Genomic DNA, 14,791 nt, shown 5'->3' on the forward strand with positions numbered 1-14,791 from the left:
ATCTGATAAAAAAGATATCCGTTTTACTAATTTTTTGTATAAATTATTACTATGGATAGTTGTATTCAGTACCCTAATATTTATTTTTTATCCAATCTTAATGGTGATTAAATCTAGTGTAATAGTAGATAACAAATTTACATTGGATATCTATAAAAAACTTTTTATTAATGAACCTCAGCTTATCCTTAATAGTGCTTTTACATCTACACTGGCAACTGTGCTTACTTTGTTTTTTTCTATAAGCATAGCTTTATTTATATGCTTTACTAACTCAAAATACAAAAAAATTATCATGGTTATCCTATTGCTAACTATGATATCTCCCCCCTTTGTTTCCTCATTATCATATATAATGCTGTTTGGGAAAAGAGGTTTGATCACCCATAGTCTATTACATCTCACATGGAATCCCTATGGTTGGTGGGGAATTATTATGATGCAGGTTTTGAGTAACACTTCCCTTGCTAGTCTTATACTAATTGGCTCCTTTATAAATATAGATAATAACACCATAAATGCTTCCTTAGATCTTGGGGCAAGCAAAAACCATACTTTATTTAAAATCATCTTTCCATTAGGGCTACCGGGTATTATTTCCGCCGGTCTTATTACCTTTGTTAAGTGTCTGTCTGATTTTGGCACTCCCATTATTATAGGAGGTAATTTTGAGGTCTTAGCAACGGAAGCTTATTTAAATATCATCGGTAGAGGCAACTTTCCAAAAGCATCAGCCATGAGTGTGTTGATCTTCATCCCTGCCCTTTTGGCATTTGCTGCATACAAATACTTTATGAAAAACACTAATTCTATATCGTCCTTTATCAATAAGGGAAAGGATGAAGAAGGATACATACTTGATAATAACATTAAGAACATTGTGATAATAGTAACTGGTTTCTTTCTACTAATTATGGTATTACAATATGTTTCTATTTTTATGAGTTCATTTTCCATATATAAAGGTAAACATATAGAATTTACACTTAAATACATTCAAAGCTTTATTAAATACAACAAGCTGGATAGTTTTTTAAGAAGTATCAAATATGGTTTAATAGTAGGAATTATAGGAAGCTTTCTAGGTATTATACTTTCTTATATAATTGAAAGAAAGGAAATAAGGTATGGGGGGCTAATTGATTTCATAATAACACTTCCATATATAATCCCCGGTTCATTTTTTGGAATAGGATATATACTAGCGTTTAATCATTATCCAGTTTATATAACGGGAACCTCAGCTATAGTAGTGATCAATTGTATATACAGACAGCTGCCAATAAGCACTAGGGCTGGTAGCTCTATAGTTAATAATATAAACATCGATATTGAAAATGCGGCATCAGATTTAGGAGCATCTAGGCTACATATTCTAAAGGATATCATACTGCCCCTACTTAAACCAGCCTTTCTGATAGGCTTTATTAACAACTTTACTGCTACAATGACAACGGTGGGAGCAATAATATTTATTATTTCACCTAGGGCCAAGGTTGCTACAGTGGAGATGTTTAATGCCATAAGGGATGGAGATTATGGAGTTGGTGCGGTATTTGCCAGTCTTATAATAATATGCACATTAATTATAAACCTATCTTTTTCTAAAATAATACTCAATAAAAGGGAGGATTAAAGGGTGTACTTATCATTGAAAAAGCTCAGTAAAAAATTTGAAAATAAAGAAGCCGTTAAAAATATCAATCTAGATATTAATAAAGGTGAACTAGTTTCCCTTTTGGGTCCCAGCGGTTGCGGTAAAACTACTACATTAAAAATGATTGGTGGATTTCTTAATCCCACAGAGGGCAAAATCTATCTTGAGGACACCGATATCACCCATTTTCCCCCTGAACTAAGGCCAATATCTACTGTATTTCAAAACTATGCCCTATTCCCCCACATGACTGTAATTCAAAATGTAATATATGGATTGAAATTCCAAAAAAATTATAGTAAGTCTAGTGCCATAACAAAGGGAAAGAATATACTCACTATGGTTGGCCTAGAGGATTATATTGATATGAAGGTTACGAAGCTAAGCGGAGGCCAACAGCAAAGAGTCGCCCTGGCAAGATCACTAATACTTAATCCAAAGGTTTTGCTTTTAGATGAACCCCTGAGCAACCTAGATGCGAAGCTACGGTTGAAAATGCGTAAGGAGATCAAAGATATCCAAAGAGAATTTGATATCACCATGATTTTTGTCACCCATGACCAAGAAGAAGCCTTAAGTATATCCGATAGAGTTGTGATTATGAATAATGGCAATATACAGCAGATCGGCAGTCCACAACACATATATAATTCACCAAGTAATAGCTTTGTCGCAGATTTTGTTGGAAAGGTCAATATCATTAATATAAATGGTGAATCAAAGCTTATTCGTCCCGAGCATTTAAAGCTATCAGATAAAAATGGACAGTTTAAGGGCACTGTCATGGGCAAACAATTCTTAGGTATTATCACAACCTATTTCGTATCCCTTAATAATACTACTATTCAAGTGGATGTTATGAATAATGCTGGGCAAGATCATTGGAATATCGGTGAAAAGGTTTATGTATCAATGGATTGATTGGTAATGAAATCTATTTTAATAAAGAAATAAAAATTCTCCCATCTTTTAATATTTTTGATGGGAGAGTTTTCTAAATGATTTAATATTAATAACCTAGCCAGAAATACAAGATGCCATTTTTTTCATTAGCATTTCAAGTTCCCTTGATTTATACTTGATTTTGACTTCGGTAATAATATCTAAACATGTATTTAAAATCTTTAGATATCATGTTTGACAATTCATAACTAAATATTATAAAATAGGTTGAAAACTTAATAATATTATATTGTAATGGAAGTTGGGTGTGATTCCCACACAAGTGCGTTGCTGTAATTACTGAGCTGCTTTTTATTTAATGTTTAACATTAACCACTGAGAGATTGGGAAGGTTTAAAAGTAGCAACGAAGTTTAGTCAGAATACATCAATATAATATGGTATTTGTATTTTTACAAAACTCTTCGCAACGAGGGGTACCATTCCAATCAATGCTTTTTAGCTTTAGAAGAAGCATTGATTACGGTGCCTCTTTTTACCTGCATACAACAAGAGTTTTATGCAGGTTTTATTTTTTTATTACAAACTTATTTTAAGGAGGATTATCATGAGTAAAAAAATCAAAGCAACAATGAGTAAAATCTTTATAATCGTGTTAATTGTAACAATGCTATCAGGGTGTGGTCAAACCCCAAACTCAAACCAATCTACTAATGGAGAATCAAATTCTTCACAGGAAGTAAGTTCCGGTTCAGGGTCTTCTGAAACTCAATCAGAAGAAAACAAGAATAGTCATTATCCAGTAACATTAGATACATACAATGCTGCCCGTGAAAAAATTACTATCACAATAGAAAAGGAACCTGAAAAAGTATATGTAGCTTGTCAAAACAATATTGAAGCAATGTTAAAATTAGGACTAGCAGATAAAATTGTTGCTTGTTATGGACTTGATGGTGAAATTGCTGAAGATTTAAAAGATGAATTCGCTAAGGTAAATTACTTAGAAAAAGGATTACCTAAAGAAGATGTAATTGCCATGCAACCTGACTTCATTTTAGGGTGGTATTCCCTATTTTTGGACAAACGTTTAGGTGATGTTAACTACTGGCATGAAAATGGAACAAACACTTATATGTCTTTAAATAGTTCTTGCCGACCTAAGGGTACACCACAAAAAGTTGAAGATGAAATGCAAGATATTCTCAACATAGGTAAAATATTTAATGTAGAAGAGAAGGCTCAAGCATTAGTAGACGAAATAAATACAGAAATTGAAAAAATCCAAAAACATATTGAAGGCAAAGAAAAAGTATCTATTGCTGTTTTAGAAGATGAGTCTGGTTCTTACAGAGTTTATGGAGCAAATACCCTAGGTGGTGATATTGCACTAAGTGCTGGTGCTGAGCTTAAAGTAGGAGCTGAGAATAGTTCAAACATAAGTGCAGAGGATTTAATTACTGCAAACCCTGAAGCGATTTTCATGGTTTGGTATGAGGGATTCCTATCTCCAGAAGAAGTTGTTAAATCAATTACAGATAACCCTGCATTTGCAAGTCTTGATGCAGTTAAAAATAACAAGGTATTCCCCCTTAACTTAACTAACATTTATTGTAGTGGATTGCGTTCAAAGGACGGTATCTTAGAATTTGCACAAAAGTTATATCCTGAACTTTATAAGTAAATGAGGCATCTTTAATGGAAAATACAAATAAGGGTATTATAAAAAAGACAAACCTATATATACTTTTAATAATAATACTTACAATAGCACTTGTTTTTTCAATACTAATTGCAGTAACAATAGGCTCAACTAAAATCCCATTTACCGATGTATATAATGTTATATTTTATAAACTACTTAGTATTGTTAATGCTAGTGTTTATAGCTCTGGTCCATTACATGATATCATTATTTTTATACGTTTACCAAGACTTATATTAGCAGTTAGTGTTGGTGTTGGACTTGCTGTTTGTGGTGTTATCATGCAAGCTATTGTTAAAAACCCTTTAGCTGACCCATATATATTAGGAGTATCTTCCGGTGCATCTTTAGGTGCAACTTTGGCTGTAATGCTTGGTGTTGGAAGTGCTTTAGGTAGTAATTTTATTGGTGTTATGGGCTGTTTAGGTGCCTTTCTCGTATCAATTTTAGTATTATTACTGTCTAATGTGGGAAGCAGAAGTAACTCTGTTAAATTGCTTTTAGCTGGTATGGCTTTGAACTCTTTATGCAGTGCTTTTTCCAGTTTTATAGTTTATTTTTCCCACGATAAGCAAGGAATGATGACAATAACATACTGGCTTATGGGCAGCCTTGCTGGTGCTAAATGGAAGGATATCGCTATTATTTTACCCTTAGTTATTATTTGCACTATATTTTTTTGGACACAATACAGAGTACTAAATTTAATGCTCTTAGGTGACGAAGTTTCTATTACATTGGGTACGGACTTACACAAATACAGAAATTTTTATCTTCTTGTAGCTTCAATAATGATAGGTTTTATTGTTTATTCTTCAGGTATGATTGGATTTGTAGGACTTATAATTCCTCATATAGTTAGAATTTTAGTTGGTACAAACCATAAAAAACTACTTCCTATATGTGCATTATGCGGAGCCCTATTACTAGTATGGGCTGATGTACTTTGCAGAACCATTATTCCAAAAAATGAATTGCCAATTGGTATTTTAATTTCTATAATTGGCGCCCCTTGTTTTATTTATTTGATGGCTAAAAAATCCTATGGTTTTGGAGGTAAACAATAATGGATATCTCAGGTAATAATATAGAACTCTCCTTTGGGAAAACTAATATTCTTAATAATGTTTCTATAACCGCTAATACTAACAAATTTATTGGTATCATAGGTCCTAATGGTAGCGGAAAATCAACATTTTTAAAATGTCTTTATCGTGTTTTAAAACCTGATAAGGGTGTAGTATATATTGATGATACTAAGCTTAACAATCTTCCTGTAAAAGAATCTGCAAAAAAGATTGCCGTTGTTGCTCAACATAACTTCTATAATTTTGACTTTACCATAGAAGAGGTTGTTATGATGGGACGTTCACCCCATAAAAAGAATATGGAAAGAGATAATGCTGAAGATTATAAGATTGTTAATGAATGTCTTGAAAAAGTTGGGATGTTTTCTTTTAAAGGTAGGAATTTTTCTACACTCTCCGGTGGAGAACAACAAAGAATTATCTTAGCAAGGGCTCTGGCTCAAAGAACTGATTGTATAATTTTAGATGAGCCTACAAACCATCTTGATATTAAATATCAACTTCAGCTTTTAGATATCGTTAAAAATTTAAATTTAACTATCATATCGGCCATTCATGATTTGAATATTGCATCTATGTACTGTGATTATTTGTATGCCATGAAGGATGGAAAAGTGATAAAGGAAGGATCACCTAAAGAAGTATTCACTGCTGATTTAATTAAGAATTTATATGAAGTGGATGCTGATGTTTTGGAAGATAAGTTTGGTAGATTAAATATCACATATTATCCAAAGCATCTGCGTCAAAATAAATAATGAAAAAGAGTTGAGAATATGAAAATTGCTATTTTACACTGTAGAAAGTCAAGCAATGTTTGTACTGGAGCAGCTTGCTTTAAAGCTTATAATGATTGTTCAAAGAACTTTGAGCAATATAAATACAATAAACCTCAATTAGCAGCTTTTTTTGATTGTGGTGGATGTTCTATAAATCAAAATACGGATGATGGAATGATTGAAAAAATGAACCGACTAAAATTTGAGGGTATAGAAAAAATACATATTGGTATTTGTATAAATGAAAAATGTCCTCGGTATAATGACATTATCCAAATGCTTGATGAATATGAAATTCCTTACGAATTTGGTACACACTAGTCAACTAAAAAAATTCATAATTATATACATTAAGAAAGCTCACAACTAATTAAATAAAAAAGCCACACCCAATCTTATTCTTGTGATTCGGTGTGGCTTTCTATTACTCAATATTCCTTTGATATCATATTAAATCTTAAAATCAATGGAACAAGTTTATCAATTTACATCTAATTAGCTCACCTGTCCCCTAATTTACTTTTATAAAACCTTATTTCCCAAAGTTTTTCATAGCTTCATCTAATTCTTCCCTTGCTTTATCCCTAGCCTCATCTAAAGCTTCTTTACTGGTCTTTTCTCCTAGTATAACAGCCTCTAAGGCTTTTTGCATGTTCTTATGTATTGCATATCCGTTTAATATTTTAGGATCTCTAAATCCATAGTCAAATTCCTTTAATGCTTCACCCTTTGCAGGATTTTCTTTTAAATAATTTTTAAAGTCTTCTGATTCTAAAGCCGAATATCTTACAGGTAAATATCCTGAATTTTTACCCCACTTTATAGTGGCATCCTTACTCATGAAATATTTCATGAATTCCCATCCTGCTAGTTTTTCTTCAGGTGAGTGTGTATTAAACATAGCCATATCTGTTCCTGAGAATAATGCTGCTTGTTTTTTACCCTTTGGAAGGACTGCTGCTTTCCACTGAATATTATTATCTCCAATAGCTTCTTCTAAATAAGGAAGTTTTGAAGTTGAGGAAACCATCATCGCTGCTTCTCCTCTGGCAAATGGAACATAAGAATATTTTTCTTCTCCTGCAACCTTAGCTACCCCATCTTTAACCATACCGGATACAAAGTCAAATGCCTCCACACCGGCCTCAGAGTTAAAAGTAATAGTCTTTTCATCTTCTGATATTAAGTGTCCACCGGCTTGCTCTACCCAAAAGCTAAAATCTATTCCCACAGATTTGTTAAATCCAACACCTATTATGTCACTTTTGCCATCACCATCGGTATCTACTGTGAGCTTTTCTGCTGCGGTTCGTAATTCATCCCATGTTGTTGGGACTTCTACATCATATTTATCTAGTATATCCTTATTATAGAATAATAGGTATGCACTTTTATTACATGGCATGGTATAAAATTTCCCATCCCATATGCCTTTTTTAAACACATTAGGTATATCCTTTAGATCTTCTTCTGTGAATCCTACCTTTTCATTGTTTATGTAGGGTGTCAAGTCCTCACCCAAATCGTTCATCACATAGGCCGTCATTCTATTCGGGAAAATTTGAGTCAATACTGGCAATTGTCCTGCCTTGGCAGCACCAGTCAGTTTTTGAAATAACTCTTTATAATGTCCTTGATAAACCATCTTCACCGTAACCTTATCATTTTGCTTGTTAAAATCCTCTACTATTTCCTTTAATGCCTCTTCATTTCCTCCACTCATGGCATGCCAAAATTCAATCTCAACTGGTTTTGCAATTTCTGTAGCAATAACAGAATCTTCTTTTGTTTCACTAGCTTCCTTTGACTCCTTAGCTTCGTTAGCAGTATTGGATACATCTTTACCATTGCAAGCCGCTAAACTAAATAACATCATAAGTACTAATAATACAGAAATAATTTTTTTCATTCCACCAATATCTCCCTTCTATCCTTTAATCCCACTTGTTGCAACCCCTTCAATTATATATTTTTGAAGGACTATATATAAAATGATCATTGGAAGTATGATCATTGTAGCTGCCGCCATAAGAAGATGGTAATGTGATCCCGCCTCAGTTGTAAAAACAGCCAATCCAACTGGTAATGTCCTCATCTCGGGAGTATTTGTGACTATAAGAGGCCATAAAAACTCATTCCAGCTATAGATCATTTTGAGCATAGCAATTGTAATAAGTGCTGGCTTAGCTAATGGAACCATTATGCACCATAGATATCTAAAGTCGCTGCATCCATCAACCTTTGCCGCATAGTAGAGTTCATCGGGAATACCAAGAAAAAACTGTCTTAACAGAAATATTGCAAATACGCTTACTATCCATGGAATTATAAGAGCTAATCTAGTATTTATCCATCCTAATCTCGAAAGCGTAACATAATTTGGTATAACGAGAACTTCCCCTGGTACCATCATAGTAGCTAAAAGCATAGAAAATATGACATCTCTTCCCCAAAACTTAAGCTTTGAAAAGGCAAATGCTGAAAGTATAGACGTAATAAGAGTTAAAACAGTAACACTTATAGAGACAACAACGCTATTCATAAAATAAATTGTAAAGGGTATTCTTTCCAATACCTCTTTATAATTTTTTAGCATAATACTTGATGGGATCAATTTCGGAGGTATTATATAAACCTCCTCAGGTGTTTTTAATGAGGTGCTAAGCATCCATAAAAAGGGCACAATTGTAATTATCGCCCCAATTATTAGAACTATGTATGATATTATCTTTGAATGCTTAATATTCATAAGTTTACTCCTTAGCTGTAATGTACTTTTTTCTTACCTATGTATAATTGTATAAGTGTAAAAAATAAGATGATAATAAATAATATATATACAGCTGCGGATGCTATCCCATATACATATTCATTTGCAAATTTGTCGTATATGTAATATACCATCGTCAGACAGCTATCCATTGGTCCCGGCATCTTATCAAATAGGACATATACTTCATCAAACACTTTGAATGAATTTATCATAGACATCACCGACACAAAAAAAACCGTGGGGGACAGTAGGGGTAATGTTATATGAAAAAACATATTATAACTTGATGCACCATCTACTTTAGCAGCCATATAATACTTTTTATCAATATTTTGAAGTCCCGCTAAAATGATTACTATGTTATATCCCAACCCTTTCCAAATACTTAGTATGATAAGGCTAATCATTGCCCAATCTGGATCAAGAAGCCATTTAATAGGATCAATTCCCAATAGGCCCAAAAAATAATTTAATATACCAAATTCGGAGTTGTATATCCATCTCCACACCGCCGATATTGCAACCATAGAAGTTACAAAGGGAATAAAATATACGCCCCTAAATAGTGACTGAAATTTTATCTTGCTATTTAATATTACTGCTATAAAAAGTGAAATAATTATTGATAAGGGTACAACCCCTAGTACAAAAGTAAATGTGTTCTTAAGAGCAATAATAAACTCCTTATCATGAAAAATGTATATGAAATTATCAAAACCCCTTTCATATACAATATTCTTAAAATAGTTATACTTTGTATAAAAACTCATATCTAAAGATTTTAAAATAGGATATATATGAAACACCCCTATTATTATAAGTGCGGGTGATATATATAAGATACCCCTTATAAAACTTCTAAAGGTGTTTTTATTTTTCAATTTAAGCACATCCTTTTTCAATTATGGGTACTAAGAGACCCCAAGTAAATCCTTCAATGTATCCATAAATTCCTCTATATTATTCTTATTAAAATCAACAAATGGGATATTTATATTATTCTCTTTCAGTATGTTGTCAATCTCTTCTATAAATACACCCTTTGATTCTATCATTTTAATAGTTTCCAAGGTTTCGCTTAGGTTAGTATTACTGCTAAACTCTCCACCCCATTCTCCACTGCATGTTCTATATACTCCACAACTTGGACTACCTTCTATTCCCACAATAGCAATGATCTCATAGTTATTTTTTATATATTCTTGAATTTGTTCTAAATATATATCAAAGGATTGCCTACAAAGCTTTCTATAATGGGGTGTGTCAAACTGTTCTTTCACATGTCCCCATCTTTTTAGACCATAGCACATAAGCTCTGGACAAGGTAACTGTACCATTCCAATCTGATTGTCCAATAATATTTTCAATATTTGTCCTATATCTGCGGAAGGATTGATTCCATGTTTTTTTACTTTTGATTTTTCATTTAAAAAACAATGTGGTAAAATTATTATTTTTTCTTTATCTCCCATATATTCCTTCCCCTCTTAGAATCTTTTCTCTGCTATTTTATGCTAATATGTCCCATAAATCAAATTAAAAGTTTCTATATATATCCTATATTGTATAAATTTATTTTATGATGATATATTATCCACATTGCCCAATTAGAAATATTTAATCCATAATTTGAATTTTTATGGTGATAGAATAACGTTATAAAGGGGACCTAAAAAGGTCCCCTCAGATTGTTGACAAAGTCAACAAGATGGCAGGCTGCCTAACAATTCGAAGTTCGAGGCGTGCTGAAACCTAGAGGCCGCAGCGTATATAGACATACGTAAGGGTTCTTGGTTTCAGCAACAACGACGAAATTCGGGTTGTTAGGCAGCCTGTGGGAACCTAAAAAGGTCCCCTTCATATATAATCATTATAATAAATATTGTTTATATTGCTGGCTATGTTACTCTATATAGTTTCTATTCTTATAAAATACTATCCACCATAGAAATCAATAGGAATATGATTTATTCCTTCCAATTCTTTTTAAAAGTATTTACTTCATTTTTCATTTCCCTAAGGGTTTTTCTAACAACACACAATGGGCTTTGTTCATCGATGCCTTTAATAACCTTAGCTTTTCTCGTTCTTTTCTTCATCATATCAGTTAGATAGCCACCTTTAAACATTTTTGGCTCATATGATATGATAAATGCATCAGGTTCATGTGCAGATATCTTTTTTATCAAAAATGGTTCTCTTTTTCGTTTTGTCAAAATATCCATTATTACTCTTTCACCATTTTTCCCCTCCACTTGATGAACAGTAACACCAAAACCACTATCCCGTAAATCCTTAACAAGTACAGGATTATTGTGATTAATATTGATATGTATGCTAGTAAATCCAATAGCTAATTTTTGCTCAACAAATATACCTGTTATTAAACCAATTGAAAATCCCAGGGCATATACGATCATTTCTAAAACACTTTGTTCACCAGACAAAACAATGGCTAATCCAAAAATATAGATCATTGACTCCAGAAAACCAAAAACTGCTGTAAGCACCTTTAGATTTTTTACCATTGATATTGTCCTTAGGGTCAGCATGGGTACATACAATAATTGCATTAAAATTATTAATACTAATTTTGACAAATTTACCACCTCACTACTTAAATCAACTTTATTTCATTCGTTTTGAAATGGGGTGATCTTCATTCAACTGCAGCAGATCCCATAAGTTCCCATATAAATCTTTAAAAACAGCCACCATACCATAGGATTCCTTTTTAGGCTCTCTTACAAATTCTATTCCCTTTTCAATCATATCATTATAATCTCTCCAAAAATCGTCGGAATTGAGAAATAGAAATACCCTTCCTCCAGTCTGATTCCCAATAAAGGACTCTTGCTCAGATTTTGAAGCCCTTGCCAATAATAAAGTGGTGCCAGTAGATCCTGGTGGTGATACTACAACCCAGCGTTTGTCTTGCTCCGGCTGATAGGTATCCTCTATCAAAGTAAAATTGAGTTTCTTTGTATAAAACTCTATAGCTTCATCATAATCTTTAACGACCAAAGCTATATGGACAATTGATTGTTTCATCTTTTATTCCCCCCATAACATTGATTGCTTTCAATTGAGGAAATTGCATAATTACTTTCTATAAAAACAATCTACTACATGTAGTTTAAAGTTCTTCAAAGCTATACCGCATACATTATGCAATTTCCTCAATTTTCAAAAAACATTAAATATATTGATATAAAATATTGCTGTTACATTATAACATATCAAGGGATAATTATCCTTAAATATTTTTAGAATATTAGGTCTAGTTTTATTGAAAAAGAGAACCCCAACTGGGTTCTCTTTGAAGGCTGATGATCCCTGATGAAAAGAATATCTGCCATCTATTTTTAAAACATTTTTCCATCATTAACGGATTTAAAACCATAATAGTATAATATTTCTGTTTTATCATTAACATAATTTTCAACAAAATCCATGGGCATCATCCTTAGATCCAGCATGGTCACTTTATTGTAGTGTTGAGCCAAGTAAGGGGCAATACTTAATCCATAGCTATCCTTGATGATTACTAGCTCTCGGTTGTTTTCACATTGTTTATTTTCAATAATCGTTATGGGTTTATTACCATTTAGGTTAAAGGAATATTGATCATGGGTATCTAGATGCTTGCTAAAATAACAACCATGATGACTGATATACTCCCCATTATCATCTAAATAAGTAACTTCCAATTGATCAATTATTCTATTACTTGGTTTCAGCATATGATCTTTAATATCTGTATACATAGATTTTATAGCGTAATAGCCTAAAAAATCATCTGATACCTTTATAAATTTCATATCATAATCTTTCTTCAAATTCATTTCCTTTTTCAGCTGTAGATAAATTTTATAACTTCCCTCATTTGTTATATGAATATCTGTCTTATAAAAATCCGATGCATCTAATATATCTGAATAATCTATGGGCTTAAATTTCAGTTTATTAAATACTTTTTTATCTAGGTGAATAAATCCATCATTAAGATAAAAACTTTTGTCTGGAAGAATAACGGTATAATGCTTATTGTTTCTTAGATTAAACATTAATTTCATAATATTATCATTGAAATTTTCTATATTTAACTTATTGAGCTTTATACACTCATATAAGGCCCCATTATTTATTACAATATTTTTATTTTCTATTTTACGAAATATATTGTAATTTATATAAGAAACAATTCCACTAAACTTTTCACTTAAAATTTCTTGATCCTTGACATATATATCTAATTGATCAGAAAACTTTCCACTAAGGTAGCTTGATAATGAAATCTCAGGAAACATTTGAAGTCTTCTTTTTTGTAACTGAGAAACTTCTTTATCAGCAACTATGATATTACTAATCATTAATACACTTATAATCACTAAAAAACTAATTCCTGTTATATATCTTTTCATAGGTACACTCCTAGGGCATATAAAAAATAAACAAGTTAGGTCACTAAGTAATTTTGATTAGTAAGATGACTAGTTTATTTTTTGAATTTGCCTAAAATCTAAAGTAAATAAATGGGCTATAATTAGAGTCACTTATTACAAAAATACAAAATAAGAACAAAATGATATATATACAATTTTTTAATGTATCTGGTGCTTTTCCAAAAAGCTTCTTTACAAATGGTGTTGCAGAAATAATAGATATAACTAGAAGAATGCTATAGTTTCTTATAGTAAATGCCATTTCCCTTGATATTAAGCTTATATTATTTAGACCAAACATGTACCTATAGGTCTCTATTATTGTATTGATATCCGTATTAGCAAAAATAACCCAAGAAAAAATCATCATTATGCATACATATAGGTGTTTTATTATTGTAGGTACATGAACATACATCTTTTTAAAAATAGTTTTCTCAAGTGTAATTAATATTCCAAAATATAATCCCCATAACACAAAGTTTATACTTGCACCATGCCACAACCCAGTAATTAGCCAAACAAACAGTAGGTTTCTTATAATCTTCCATTTTATAACTTTACTACCACCAAGGGGTATATACACATATTCCCTAAACCATGTACCTAATGAAATATGCCATCTACGAAAAACTTCTGAAATCGACCTTGAAATATAGGGATAATTAAAGTTTTCTAGGAAATCAAACCCTATCATTTTACCCAGTCCTATCGCCATATCACTATAACCAGAAAAATCAAAGTAGATGTGTAGCCCATATGCTAAGTATGCTAAATAGAATCCTAATTGCGATGGATTAGCTTTGATTAAGTCTATATACATTAAATTCATTGAATCAGCTAAAATCACTTTTTTTGATAAACCCATAATGAATCTTTTAGCTCCCAGGTCCAAATTTTCTAGGGATACCATTCGATTTCTCAAATCTTTTTCTATATCAATGTATCTTATGATCGGGCCAGCTATTAATTGAGGGAACATTGATACATACATTAAAAAGTTTAAGTAAGACTTATTAGCCTTTACATTTCTCCTATAAACATCAATAGTATAAGACATGGTTTGAAAAGTATAAAAGCTTATACCTATGGGTAATGGTAGATTTAATAGGCTCAGGTTTGTATTAAAGGCATAATTAATTGTATCCATTAGGAAATCACTATATTTGAAAAATCCTAGCAGAAATATATTTATAGATATACTTATACATAAAAATATCTTTCTTCTAAAACTATCATCGTTTTCTTCAAGCTTTCTAGATATAATATAATCTATTGAGCTGCTAAAAATAAGCAATACCACATAAATCGGTTCGCCAAAAGAATAAAAAATCATACTAAAAACTATCAGAATGATGTTTCTATATTTTGCAAAGGCAAAATATAGAAACAGAAAAACTGGCATAAAATAGATCAAAAATATAAGACTAGAAAATACCATT

15 protein-coding genes and 1 riboswitch are annotated in these 14,791 nt (G+C 31.7%); of the genes, 6 read left to right on the forward strand and 9 right to left on the reverse strand.

The window, feature by feature from the left end; translation table 11 throughout:
• Window positions 1–177: 177 nt before the first annotated feature.
• Entirely contained in the window at window positions 178–405 is a 228-nt protein-coding gene (locus N4A68_13130; GenBank protein MCT4565241.1) for a hypothetical protein, read from the reverse strand.
• On the opposite strand from N4A68_13130, the gene N4A68_13135 reads away from it, so the two are divergent.
• The 6 genes from N4A68_13135 to N4A68_13160 all read left to right on the forward strand — a co-directional run bounded on the left by N4A68_13135 (window position 296) and on the right by N4A68_13160 (window position 6,452).
• The gene (locus tag N4A68_13135) at window positions 296–1,636 is read left to right on the forward strand and encodes an iron ABC transporter permease (protein MCT4565242.1); all 1,341 of its coding nucleotides are present in this window, start codon (window positions 296–298) and stop codon (window positions 1,634–1,636) included. The two genes, N4A68_13130 and N4A68_13135, sit on opposite strands and share 110 nt — an antisense overlap.
• 3 nt (window positions 1,637–1,639) lie before the next feature.
• Window positions 1,640–2,578, forward strand: a complete 939-nt coding sequence (locus N4A68_13140; protein MCT4565243.1) for an ABC transporter ATP-binding protein — start codon at window positions 1,640–1,642, stop codon at window positions 2,576–2,578.
• Window positions 2,579–2,853: 275 nt separating this feature from the next.
• A riboswitch (cobalamin riboswitch) is annotated at window positions 2,854–2,987 on the forward strand.
• 179 nt (window positions 2,988–3,166) lie between these two features.
• Window positions 3,167–4,243: an ABC transporter substrate-binding protein gene (locus N4A68_13145; protein MCT4565244.1), complete on the forward strand. Its 1,077-nt coding sequence runs from the start codon at window positions 3,167–3,169 to the stop codon at window positions 4,241–4,243.
• 14 nt (window positions 4,244–4,257) lie between these two features.
• Window positions 4,258–5,331, forward strand: a complete 1,074-nt coding sequence (locus N4A68_13150; GenBank protein MCT4565245.1) for an iron ABC transporter permease — start codon at window positions 4,258–4,260, stop codon at window positions 5,329–5,331.
• Window positions 5,331–6,110, forward strand: a complete 780-nt coding sequence (locus N4A68_13155) for an ABC transporter ATP-binding protein (protein ID MCT4565246.1) — start codon at window positions 5,331–5,333, stop codon at window positions 6,108–6,110. The genes N4A68_13150 and N4A68_13155 overlap by 1 nt, the downstream gene beginning before the upstream one ends.
• Before the next feature lie 18 nt (window positions 6,111–6,128).
• Window positions 6,129–6,452, forward strand: a complete 324-nt coding sequence (locus N4A68_13160; GenBank protein MCT4565247.1) for a CGGC domain-containing protein — start codon at window positions 6,129–6,131, stop codon at window positions 6,450–6,452.
• Between the two features lie 211 nt (window positions 6,453–6,663).
• Here the strand turns inward: N4A68_13160 and N4A68_13165 are convergent, their stop codons facing one another.
• The 8 genes from N4A68_13165 to N4A68_13200 all read right to left on the reverse strand — a co-directional run bounded on the left by N4A68_13165 (window position 6,664) and on the right by N4A68_13200 (window position 14,790).
• Window positions 6,664–8,040, reverse strand: a complete 1,377-nt coding sequence (locus tag N4A68_13165; protein ID MCT4565248.1) for an ABC transporter substrate-binding protein — start codon at window positions 8,038–8,040, stop codon at window positions 6,664–6,666.
• 18 nt (window positions 8,041–8,058) lie between these two features.
• Window positions 8,059–8,880, reverse strand: coding sequence for a carbohydrate ABC transporter permease (locus N4A68_13170; GenBank protein ID MCT4565249.1), 822 nt, complete (start codon window positions 8,878–8,880; stop codon window positions 8,059–8,061).
• 11 nt (window positions 8,881–8,891) lie between these two features.
• Complete coding sequence (locus N4A68_13175; protein MCT4565250.1) at window positions 8,892–9,785, reverse strand: sugar ABC transporter permease; 894 nt, start codon at window positions 9,783–9,785, stop codon at window positions 8,892–8,894.
• Window positions 9,786–9,815: 30 nt separating this feature from the next.
• A complete protein-coding gene (locus N4A68_13180; GenBank protein MCT4565251.1) occupies window positions 9,816–10,376 on the reverse strand; it encodes a hypothetical protein in 561 nt (186 codons plus the stop codon).
• A 495-nt stretch (window positions 10,377–10,871) separates the two neighbouring features.
• Window positions 10,872–11,504, reverse strand: coding sequence for a DUF2179 domain-containing protein (locus tag N4A68_13185; protein MCT4565252.1), 633 nt, complete (start codon window positions 11,502–11,504; stop codon window positions 10,872–10,874).
• A 28-nt stretch (window positions 11,505–11,532) separates the two neighbouring features.
• A complete protein-coding gene (locus tag N4A68_13190; GenBank protein ID MCT4565253.1) occupies window positions 11,533–11,955 on the reverse strand; it encodes a VOC family protein in 423 nt (140 codons plus the stop codon).
• A 314-nt stretch (window positions 11,956–12,269) separates the two neighbouring features.
• On the reverse strand, window positions 12,270–13,328 hold the full coding sequence (locus tag N4A68_13195; protein ID MCT4565254.1) for a DHHW family protein: 1,059 nt from the start codon (window positions 13,326–13,328) through the stop codon (window positions 12,270–12,272).
• 91 nt (window positions 13,329–13,419) lie between these two features.
• Complete coding sequence (locus tag N4A68_13200) at window positions 13,420–14,790, reverse strand: MBOAT family protein (protein MCT4565255.1); 1,371 nt, start codon at window positions 14,788–14,790, stop codon at window positions 13,420–13,422.
• Window position 14,791 lies beyond the last annotated feature (1 nt).

Source organism: Maledivibacter sp. (assembly GCA_025210375.1).
GTDB lineage: Bacteria > Bacillota > Clostridia > Peptostreptococcales > Caminicellaceae > JAOASB01.

Coding starts and splice junctions, on each gene's coding strand:
- N4A68_13135 (MCT4565242.1), top strand. CDS start 296: ATGGTTATCCTATTGCTAACTATGATATCTCCCCCCTTTGTTTCCTCA.
- N4A68_13145 (MCT4565244.1), top strand. CDS start 3,167: ATGAGTAAAAAAATCAAAGCAACAATGAGTAAAATCTTTATAATCGTG.
- N4A68_13150 (MCT4565245.1), top strand. CDS start 4,258: ATGGAAAATACAAATAAGGGTATTATAAAAAAGACAAACCTATATATA.
- N4A68_13155 (MCT4565246.1), top strand. CDS start 5,331: ATGGATATCTCAGGTAATAATATAGAACTCTCCTTTGGGAAAACTAAT.
- N4A68_13160 (MCT4565247.1), top strand. CDS start 6,129: ATGAAAATTGCTATTTTACACTGTAGAAAGTCAAGCAATGTTTGTACT.
- N4A68_13165 (MCT4565248.1), bottom strand. CDS start 8,040: ATGAAAAAAATTATTTCTGTATTATTAGTACTTATGATGTTATTTAGT.
- N4A68_13170 (MCT4565249.1), bottom strand. CDS start 8,880: ATGAATATTAAGCATTCAAAGATAATATCATACATAGTTCTAATAATT.
- N4A68_13180 (MCT4565251.1), bottom strand. CDS start 10,376: ATGGGAGATAAAGAAAAAATAATAATTTTACCACATTGTTTTTTAAAT.
- N4A68_13190 (MCT4565253.1), bottom strand. CDS start 11,955: ATGAAACAATCAATTGTCCATATAGCTTTGGTCGTTAAAGATTATGAT.
- N4A68_13195 (MCT4565254.1), bottom strand. CDS start 13,328: ATGAAAAGATATATAACAGGAATTAGTTTTTTAGTGATTATAAGTGTA.
- N4A68_13200 (MCT4565255.1), bottom strand. CDS start 14,790: ATGGTATTTTCTAGTCTTATATTTTTGATCTATTTTATGCCAGTTTTT.